Consider the following 8,774-nt stretch of genomic DNA (forward strand, 5'->3'; position numbering starts at 1 on the left):
AAAAGTAATAAAATATAAAAAATAAAAATTGAAAAATGCTACATTAGTAAAATTTTCTAAACTTTTATAAATGACCAAAATATTATTAAAGGAGAAAAAAATGGGAAGAATGATTGGAATTGATTTAGGGACAACAAATAGTTTAGCTACATATATTGATGATAATGGGAAAATAGAGTTTGTAAAAAATGAATATGGAAATATTTTAATTCCGTCTGTTGTGGGAATTGATGAAAATGATGATATTATTGTAGGGGAATTAGCAAAAGAAAGAAGACTGATGAATGCTGGGGAAACTGCGAGTAATTTTAAAAGAAGAATGGGAACAGATGCAAAAATTAAAGTTAAAAATAGAACTTTTGATGCACAAATGTTATCTTCATTTGTTTTGAAACATTTAAAGGAAAATGCTGAAAAACAGTTAAATGAAAAAATAAATAGGGCGATAATAAGTGTACCTGCATATTTTAACGATAAACAACGCAGAGATACAAAAATGGCAGCAGAATTGGCAGGACTTACGGTAGAAAGACTTATAAATGAACCAACGGCTGCGGCATTGTCACTTGGAAGCAATATTTTAAATCAAAATTTAAAGTTTATTGTTCTTGATTTGGGTGGTGGGACATTTGATGTTACTTTGCTTGAAACATTTGAAAATATTATGGATGTGCTTTCTATAAGCGGGGATACGATGCTTGGTGGAGAAGATTTTACTACTAAAATTTGTGAAATTTTTCTAAAGAATATTAAATTAGCAATAACAGATTTGAGCCGTGATGAAAGAACAAAATTGTATACAAAAGCAGACAGAGCGAAAAAATTAATAAGTTTAAAAGATGTTGAAATTGAGCTAGAAATTAAAGGAAAAAATTATAAATCAGAAATTGCACAAAAGGATTTTAGAGAGGCTGTAAAACCGTTGCTTGTGAAAATGAAAGCTACAATTGACAAGGCTTTGCAGGATGGAAATACAGATGCCAGAGAAATTGAAAAGGTTGTTTTGGTTGGGGGAGCTGTAAAATTAGGGATTATTGAGGAATTTACAGAAAAATATTTTCATAAAATGCGTGGAGAAAAAATATATTTTAGTAGCGAGAATTTTATTGAAAATAATAAACTCGTGTCAATAGTGGCAGATCCTGATACAGTTGTAGCTTACGGTGTTGGAGTTGCAGTTGGAATGAAAGAAAGAAACAAAATGTTTAAGGAGAGAATTTTAACTGATGTTTGTCCATTTACTTTAGGAACAGAACTCGTAGGAAACCAATTTGCACCAATTATTCCTAGAAATACAACTGTTCCAACAAGTAAATCTGAATATTTTTACACAATAGACGACTATCAGGATAAAGTGAATGTTGGAATTTATCAAGGAGAAAGTCTAAATATAGATGACAATTTGTTTTTGGGAAATTTTTTGATAGATGTGCCACGAAATATAGCAGGAAAGGAAGCTATAAATGTCAGATTTACTTATGATATAAATGGTATTCTGGAAGTGGAAGCGACAGTTGTGAGTACAGGACTTAAAAAAAGTAAATTGATTGTAAATGGAGATTTATCTGAAGAAGAAAAAAACGAGAAAATAAAAATGCTGGAAGAAATAAAAATTCAGTCTGAAAATAAAAATAAGGATAAACTGCTGCTTGAGAGAGCAAATAGAATTTATGCTGAGATAGTAAATACAGAAATAAGAAATCATATTTCTGGTTATTTAAAAAATTATCAAATGGTTGTAGCAACAGGCGACAGAATCCGTATTCAAAAGGCGAAAGAAAGTTTCTCACAGTTTCTTGATAAAATTGATCCTGAAATTAATGATATGAATATAGAAGATATTTTGAAAGATTTTGAAGATGAAACGGAAGAGGAAGATACGAAAGAAGAAGATGAACTAGAATTTTGGAATTAGAAAAATAAATTTTAAAATATTGTGTTTACTGAGATTTGTGGACTTTTATAAATAATAAATGTAACTTTTTATAAGAAGAAAATGATTATGAAAATAAAAAAATTGTTGAAAATATTTGGGTTGTCAATTTTGGCAGGAAATATTATGAATGCAGAATACATAAAAAGAAATGGAGAAATTTATTATCGGGACTGGAGCGAAGAAAAGCCAAGAATATTAAAAAATATAGATAAAAAATCATTTGAAATATTGGAAAATGATTTTGCAAAAGATAAGAATAATATTTATTATGAAGGGGAAAAGATTGAAAAAATAGATCCTAAAAATGCTAAAATATTTGGAAGTCATTTTGTGAAGGATGAGAAAATTGTTTTTGATGCTTATGAAAAAAAGGAATTGAAAGATGTGGATACAAAAACGCTTAAATCAGTTGGAGATTATTATTTTAAAGATAAGAACAATGCTTATTTTGATATGAAAAAAATTGATGAAAAAGTTGATTTGGAAACATTTGTTTATTTGGACTTTTTTTATGCTAAAGATAAGAATAATCTGTATTTTTATGGACAAAAAGTGAAAGGTGTAAGTCCAAATAATTTTGAGTTTTGGACTTCGTTAAGCAGTGTTCCTGACAATATCATTAAAAGCGGAAATGATTTTTATCTTGTTTATGAAAATAATTCGAATGAAAAAATATATGCCAAAAAAATGGATTTTCCGATTGACAAGGATACTTTTGAAAGTTTTTCCATGAGAGTTTATAAAGATAAAAATAATTTTTATTATTCTGATGAAACTGATGATATAAAAAAAGGAAAAACACTTATTAAATTTAAAAATGAAGCTGATATAAAAACACTTAAATTTTTGAAGGAAAAAAATGGTGAAAAAAGCGATGAATATATAAAAGATGAAAAGAATGTCTACTATGTGGATGAAGAAAATGCAGAGATAAAAAAGATAGAAAATGCTGATTACAAAACCTTTCAAGTTATTGAATACTTATATGCAAAGGATAAAAACAATGTTTATTATCAAGGAAAAAAGTTAAATAATGTTAATCCAAATTACTTTAAAATTGTAGACAATGAAATAAAATATAATAATGAGTTTTATAAAATTGATGACAATATGAATCTTATAAAAATAGAAAGAGAATAAAAAGTTGAAAAGTTAAAAAGGTATTTTATTTACTAAAAATTAAAGATTATAAAAAAAGGAGTAAGTGCATGAAAAGAAAAAATCTATTAAAAATATTGATTTTATTTATTTTAGCGGGAACTATTGCAAATGCTGAATATTTTAAGGAAAATGGAGAAGTTTATTATAAGATGCCATATTTTGAAATCAAGTCGAAAGTGAAAGGTGCGGATGCGAAGACTTTGGAAAATGTTGGAGAAGATAATATGGAAATGGCTGGCTTTTTTGGAAAAGATAGCAAGAATACTTAAATAAGAAATCGTATTTCTGATTATTTAGAAAATTATAAAATGGTTGTGGCAACAGGCGATAGAATCCGTATTCAAAAGGCGAAAGAAAATTTCTCACAGTTTCTTGATAAAATTGATCCTGAAATTAATGATATGAATATAGAAGATATTTTGAAAGATTTTGAAGATGAAACGGAAGAGGAAGATATGAAAGAAGAAGACGAACTGGAATTTTGGAATTAAAAAATGATTCTTAATTATGAAGAAAAATAATTAAGTATTTAAATTTTAACAATTTTGAAATTACAAAAAATGAGGTAAAATATATTAAGAAAAAATAAAAATATTTAAAAAGAGGGAGTAATAAAAATGTCAAATTTGAATAAAGAGATTGTTAATGAGATTTTAGAAAGAATAAAAGGGGATTTTTTGAAAGAAATTAAAGAAAATAATGTGGAACTTAATATTAAGCCACTTTGTCATGCAAAACTTTTGGATAGAGAAGAAATTTCCTTGACGGAGAGTAAAGTGGGAGGATTTCCGTATATTCCAATTGGAGAAAGAGCACCGATGTTTTATGATAAATTTTCAGATTGTGAAGATGAAGAGGAGAGAAATGAAACAATGGCTTTGTTTGCTCAAATTAATTGTGAGGATTTAAAAGGGCTTGAAAATTTTCCTGAAAAGGGACTTATTCAAATTTATATGCAAGGGGATACAGATTTTGAAGTTTACAATGAAGATGACTTGAAAGTGATTTATTATGAAAATATTGGGGAACATTATAGCGAAGAAGAATTGAAGGAGATTTATAATCCAAAATTTGATTGTGGAGATTTTCCTTTTGGAGAAACGCTTGGAAGAGAGATTGGGTATGCATTGGAATTTTCTTCGATGTACAATATTTCAGAAATAAGTGAAGAAAAACAGAAAAAATATCTTGAGACAACTTTGGAAAAAATGAATTTAAAATTGTCGGAAAAAGAAAAGGAAGATATATTTTTAAAGGTAGAAGATGACATATTTTATAATTTTAAATGGAATGAGTATATTGACAAAAATATGGAAATAGTAGATGAAAAGGCGTGTGGAATTGATTCAAGAACACATTGTGGCGGATATCCTGATTTTTTTCAAGGATACGACCCTAGAGAAAAGGAAGGAGAAAAAGAAAAATACGATACGGTTCTTTTTCAGTTAGGAAGTGATTTGTCTAAAGATGGAGATTGGAGAGCTTTAATTTTTGATGCTGGATTTGTGAACTTTTTTATTAACAGTGAAAAATTGAAAAATAAAGATTTTTCAGATATTTTTGTTGATGTTCAATGTGGTTAATATTTTTGAATGACAAGGGAAATATGAGCATTTATCAAAAAGAATTTAGATAAATCTAACAAATTAAAAATAAGGAGCGAATATGAAAACAAAAAATCTATTAAAAATATTGATTTTATTTATTTTAGCGGGAACTATTGCAAATGCTGAATATTTTAAGGAAAATGGGGAAGTTTATTATAAAATGCCATATTTTGAAATTAAGTCAAAAGTGAAAGGTGCTGATGCGAAGACTTTGGAAAATGTTGGAGAAGACAATATGGAAATGGCTGGCTTTTTTGGAAAAGATAGCAAGAATACTTATTTTATTGGGAAAAAGATAAAAGATGTTTCACCTAAAGGATTTGAGATTTTGGATGCCAAATATGTAAAAGATGATAAAAACTTATATAAATTGGAAGATGATTTGAGTTCTTATTTTTTAAGTAATGAAATAAAAACGAAAAAAGTTTCGATTGACGGACTTGATGTGAAAAGTTTTAAGGTTTTAGAGAATAATAAAGATTACTACTTCAACTATTATGTAGATAAAAGCAATGTTTATCTAGATAAAGATAATTTGGAAAAAATAACAGGAGCGGATAGAAATTCTTTTGAAATTTTAGGGTATTCTATTGCTAGAGATAAAAATAATGTCTATAATAAAGGGGAAAAATTAGGAAATATAGATATTGCGAGTTTTAAATATTTTGAGAATGGGATAGCGAAAGATAAGAATAGAGTCTTTTATATGGATGAGCGTAAGGATATTAAAAATGTGGATGCGAAGACTTTTGAGAGAATGGGAGAAAGCTATTATTTTAGGGATAAAAATAATGTTTTTGCTTTAAAAAATGATTATTCTGACTCTAATTATAATTTGGTTTTGGAAATGTCGAAAAATATTGATAGAAATAGTTTTGATATTTTGAATAATGAATTTGGGAAAGATAAAAATGGCGTTTATTATTTTGGAGAAAAAATAGATGGAATTTCTTCGAATAATGCTAAAGTTGTTGAAGAATTAGGAGATTACGATTATATTTTTCAAAGTGGCAATGATCATTACTTGGTGACTGTAAATGAAGGAAATTCGTATGACAAGTCAGATGATAATACAAAAGAAAAATTTAAAATAAAGAAAATAAATGGATTGAATGTTGATTATGACACATTTAAATATTTTGAAATATACGATTTGTATAAAGATAAAAATAATTTTTATTATCATTCAGATAATGACTTGAAAAAAATTAAAAGTGGCATTGATGTTAAAAGTGCTGAAAAAATAATTGAATTGCGTGATTTTATAAAGGACAAAAATAACATTTATTATTTTTCTGATGGAAAACTTGAGAAAATTAATTTGAAAATTGATGTAAATAATTTGGAATATTTGGATGATGGAAATTCTGTTTTTAGTAGTTATTTGAGAGATGGGAAAAATGTTTACTTTGTGAATGATGAAGATGGGAAAATAAAAATTGTGAAAAATGTTGATAAAAACACATTTAAAGTTGTAAACGGAAATTATGGAGTGGATAGTAAAAATGTTTATTACTTGGGAGAAAAACTGGCTTTTGTAGGATTAGATGGTCTTAAAATCTTTAATGAGGGTTATTTGAAAGATAAGAAAAATGTTTATGAAATTTCTGTAAATGATAATGATGAAGTAAAAGTAAAACCGATTAAAAATCTTAATATTGATGTGGCAACTTTTGAAGATATTTTCGGTGGATTAAATTACAAAGATAAAAATTCAGTTTATTATGTTGATGAAAATAATGGAGAAGTTTCTTTGAAAATATTAAAAGGAGCAGATCCGGCTACATTTGAGTTTGGAGTTATTTCTAAAGATAAAAATAGTGTTTTTATTGATAATCAGAAATTGGAAGGTGTGAGTTCTAAAGGATTTGAAGTATTGGCTGATTTGTTTAATTTTGTGAAGGATTATAAGAATGTTTATTATTTGGATAGAGAAAGTGATGGGATTACTTATAAAGTAAAAGTTTTAGATACAAAAGGAATTGATATTCCAAGTCTTGAATTTCTTGGAGATTCTTATAACCAATATTACAGAGATAAAAACAATATTTATTTTTTGAATGATAAAGATGATAAAATGGAATTTGAAAAATTGGCTGGTGCGAATCCGAAAACATTTGAAATTGTTGACGATTATTTTGCAAGAGATGATAAAAATGTTTATTTCTTTAATAAAAAAGTGATTGGAGTAGATGCGAAAACTTTTGAAAAAGTTGGTTATGATATTGTAAAAGATAAAAATGGAGTGTATTTTTTGGAAAATGTTTCAGAGGAAAATGAAAATCTAGAAATAAAGACAAAAAACTTGAAAGCAGATGGAATTGATTTGAAGACATTAAAGAAATTAGATAACGGTTATTTTAAAGATAAAAATAGTATTTATTATGAATTGAGTGGTAATCTTTATAAAATGAAAAATGTTGACTTACCGACATTTGAAGTTTTAAATTCGCCTTACAGCAGTTCTGTTTATTTTGCGAAAGATAAAAATAATGTTTATTATAATGGGAAAAAATTGGATGGAATTGTTCCTAATGATTTTGAACAGATACAAAGTTATTTTATAAAAGATAAAAATGGAATTTATAAATTTGAAGAAGGTGAAAATGAACAAGATCTAAAAATAACTCCAATTAATGCAAAAATAGATTTTAAAAATCTTAAAGAATTAGATTGGAAGTATTTTGGTGATGATAAAAATATTTATTATTTTGATGAAGATAGTTTTAAAAAAGTAGATAAAGCAGATATAAATTCATTTGGACAAATAGACTATACTGGTTTTTTTAAAGATAAAAACAATGTTTATTATGAGGGAGAAAAAGTAGAAGGAATAGATATGAACAGTATCGAAGTAGTAAATGGAATGTGTATAAAAGATAAAAATAGTGTCTTTTATGAAGGGAAAAAATTAAGAAATATCAGTCCTAACAATTTTAATATTTTTGACGGTGGAATTTCGTATGACAAAATTTTGGTTGACAAAAATGGAGCTTACAAATTGTTGGAAAATGAAAATCAAAAAGATAAAATAAAAATAATTCCACTTGACAGCAAAAATATTGACTTAAAAACTCTTGAAAGGATAGATTCTCCAATAGATAGTTCCAATTATTTTAAAGATAAAAATGGAGTTTATTTTTTGAATGGAGAAAAATTTGTGAAAATAAATGGAGCGGATATAGATACTTTTGAAGTGACAATGAGTGGAAAATATGGAAAAGATAGGAATAATGTTTATTTTGAAGGGAAGAAAATGGAAGGGGAGAACCCGAAGAAGTTTGAGGAAATGGATATTAATGATTAGTAAAAATGAAAGGAGGGGGTATTCGATATGAAAAACAGCAAAAAAACAAAACTGCCAATTGGAGTATCCAATTTTAAAGACATTATTGAAAAAAATTACTATTATTTTGATAAAACAAAATTTATAGAAAATATTTTAGAAGATGGCTCTCAGGTAAAATTGTTTACTCGTCCCAGAAGATTTGGAAAAACATTGAATATGTCGATGCTTAAATACTTTTTTGATGTTAAGAATAAAGATGAGAACAGGAAACTGTTTGAAGGGTTGAATATTTCTAAAAGTGAGTATTTTGACATGCAAGGGAATTTTCCTGTGATTTCGGTTTCGTTTAAGAAATATCAGGAAAAAGATTGGAAAAATGGATTTGATATGATTAAAGATATTATTTCTGGCTTGTATGATGAATTTGAGTTTGTGAAGGAAAAACTTAGCACAAGAAAAAAGAAAAAGTTTGATTCAATTTTGATGGAGGAAGCTAATCTTGCTAATTGGAAAAATTCGTTGGCAGATTTATCAAATTATTTGTATGATTTTTATGGAAAAAAAGTGATTGTTTTAATAGATGAATATGACCAGCCAATAATAAATTCCTATATTGAGGGATATTACGATGAAACTATTGATTTTTTCAAAAGTTTTTATGGAGCTGTTTTGAAGGATAACGAGTACCTTGAAATGGGAGTTATGACTGGGATTTTGAGGGTTGCCAAGGAAAATATTTTTTCTGGGTTGAATAATTTAGAAGTTCATACAATTTTAGATG

At 26.8% G+C, this 8,774-nt stretch carries 7 protein-coding genes; all 7 read left to right on the forward strand.

The features are described from left to right. Positions 1–100: 100 nt before the first annotated feature. Positions 101–1,915 carry an Hsp70 family protein gene (locus tag ACO409_RS06495; protein WP_485555927.1) on the forward strand — a complete coding sequence of 605 codons (1,815 nt, stop codon included), beginning with the start codon at positions 101–103 and terminating at the stop codon, positions 1,913–1,915. Between the two features lie 87 nt (positions 1,916–2,002). Further along, positions 2,003–3,076, forward strand: a complete 1,074-nt coding sequence (locus ACO409_RS06500) for a DKNYY domain-containing protein (RefSeq protein ID WP_485555929.1) — start codon at positions 2,003–2,005, stop codon at positions 3,074–3,076. A 68-nt stretch (positions 3,077–3,144) separates the two neighbouring features. After that, a complete protein-coding gene (locus tag ACO409_RS06505; RefSeq protein WP_485555931.1) occupies positions 3,145–3,366 on the forward strand; it encodes a hypothetical protein in 222 nt (73 codons plus the stop codon). Between the two features lie 39 nt (positions 3,367–3,405). After that, on the forward strand, positions 3,406–3,588 hold the full coding sequence (locus ACO409_RS06510) for a hypothetical protein (protein WP_485555933.1): 183 nt from the start codon (positions 3,406–3,408) through the stop codon (positions 3,586–3,588). A gap of 126 nt (positions 3,589–3,714) precedes the next feature. Further along, positions 3,715–4,680, forward strand: a complete 966-nt coding sequence (locus ACO409_RS06515; protein WP_485555935.1) for a YwqG family protein — start codon at positions 3,715–3,717, stop codon at positions 4,678–4,680. 82 nt (positions 4,681–4,762) lie between these two features. Then, the gene (locus tag ACO409_RS06520) at positions 4,763–8,011 is read left to right on the forward strand and encodes a DKNYY domain-containing protein (protein WP_485555937.1); all 3,249 of its coding nucleotides are present in this window, start codon (positions 4,763–4,765) and stop codon (positions 8,009–8,011) included. Between the two features lie 27 nt (positions 8,012–8,038). Further along, positions 8,039–8,774 (forward strand): AAA family ATPase (locus tag ACO409_RS06525; RefSeq protein ID WP_485555939.1); only part of this gene is annotated, 736 nt, incomplete at its 3' end.

This window comes from Leptotrichia sp., from assembly GCF_057270615.1.

Excerpts from the sequence above, each read along its gene's own strand:
- ACO409_RS06495 (WP_485555927.1), top strand. The coding sequence starts at position 101 with ATGGGAAGAATGATTGGAATTGATTTAGGGACAACAAATAGTTTAGCT.
- ACO409_RS06500 (WP_485555929.1), top strand. The coding sequence starts at position 2,003 with ATGAAAATAAAAAAATTGTTGAAAATATTTGGGTTGTCAATTTTGGCA.
- ACO409_RS06505 (WP_485555931.1), top strand. The coding sequence starts at position 3,145 with ATGAAAAGAAAAAATCTATTAAAAATATTGATTTTATTTATTTTAGCG.
- ACO409_RS06510 (WP_485555933.1), top strand. The coding sequence starts at position 3,406 with ATGGTTGTGGCAACAGGCGATAGAATCCGTATTCAAAAGGCGAAAGAA.
- ACO409_RS06515 (WP_485555935.1), top strand. The coding sequence starts at position 3,715 with ATGTCAAATTTGAATAAAGAGATTGTTAATGAGATTTTAGAAAGAATA.
- ACO409_RS06520 (WP_485555937.1), top strand. The coding sequence starts at position 4,763 with ATGAAAACAAAAAATCTATTAAAAATATTGATTTTATTTATTTTAGCG.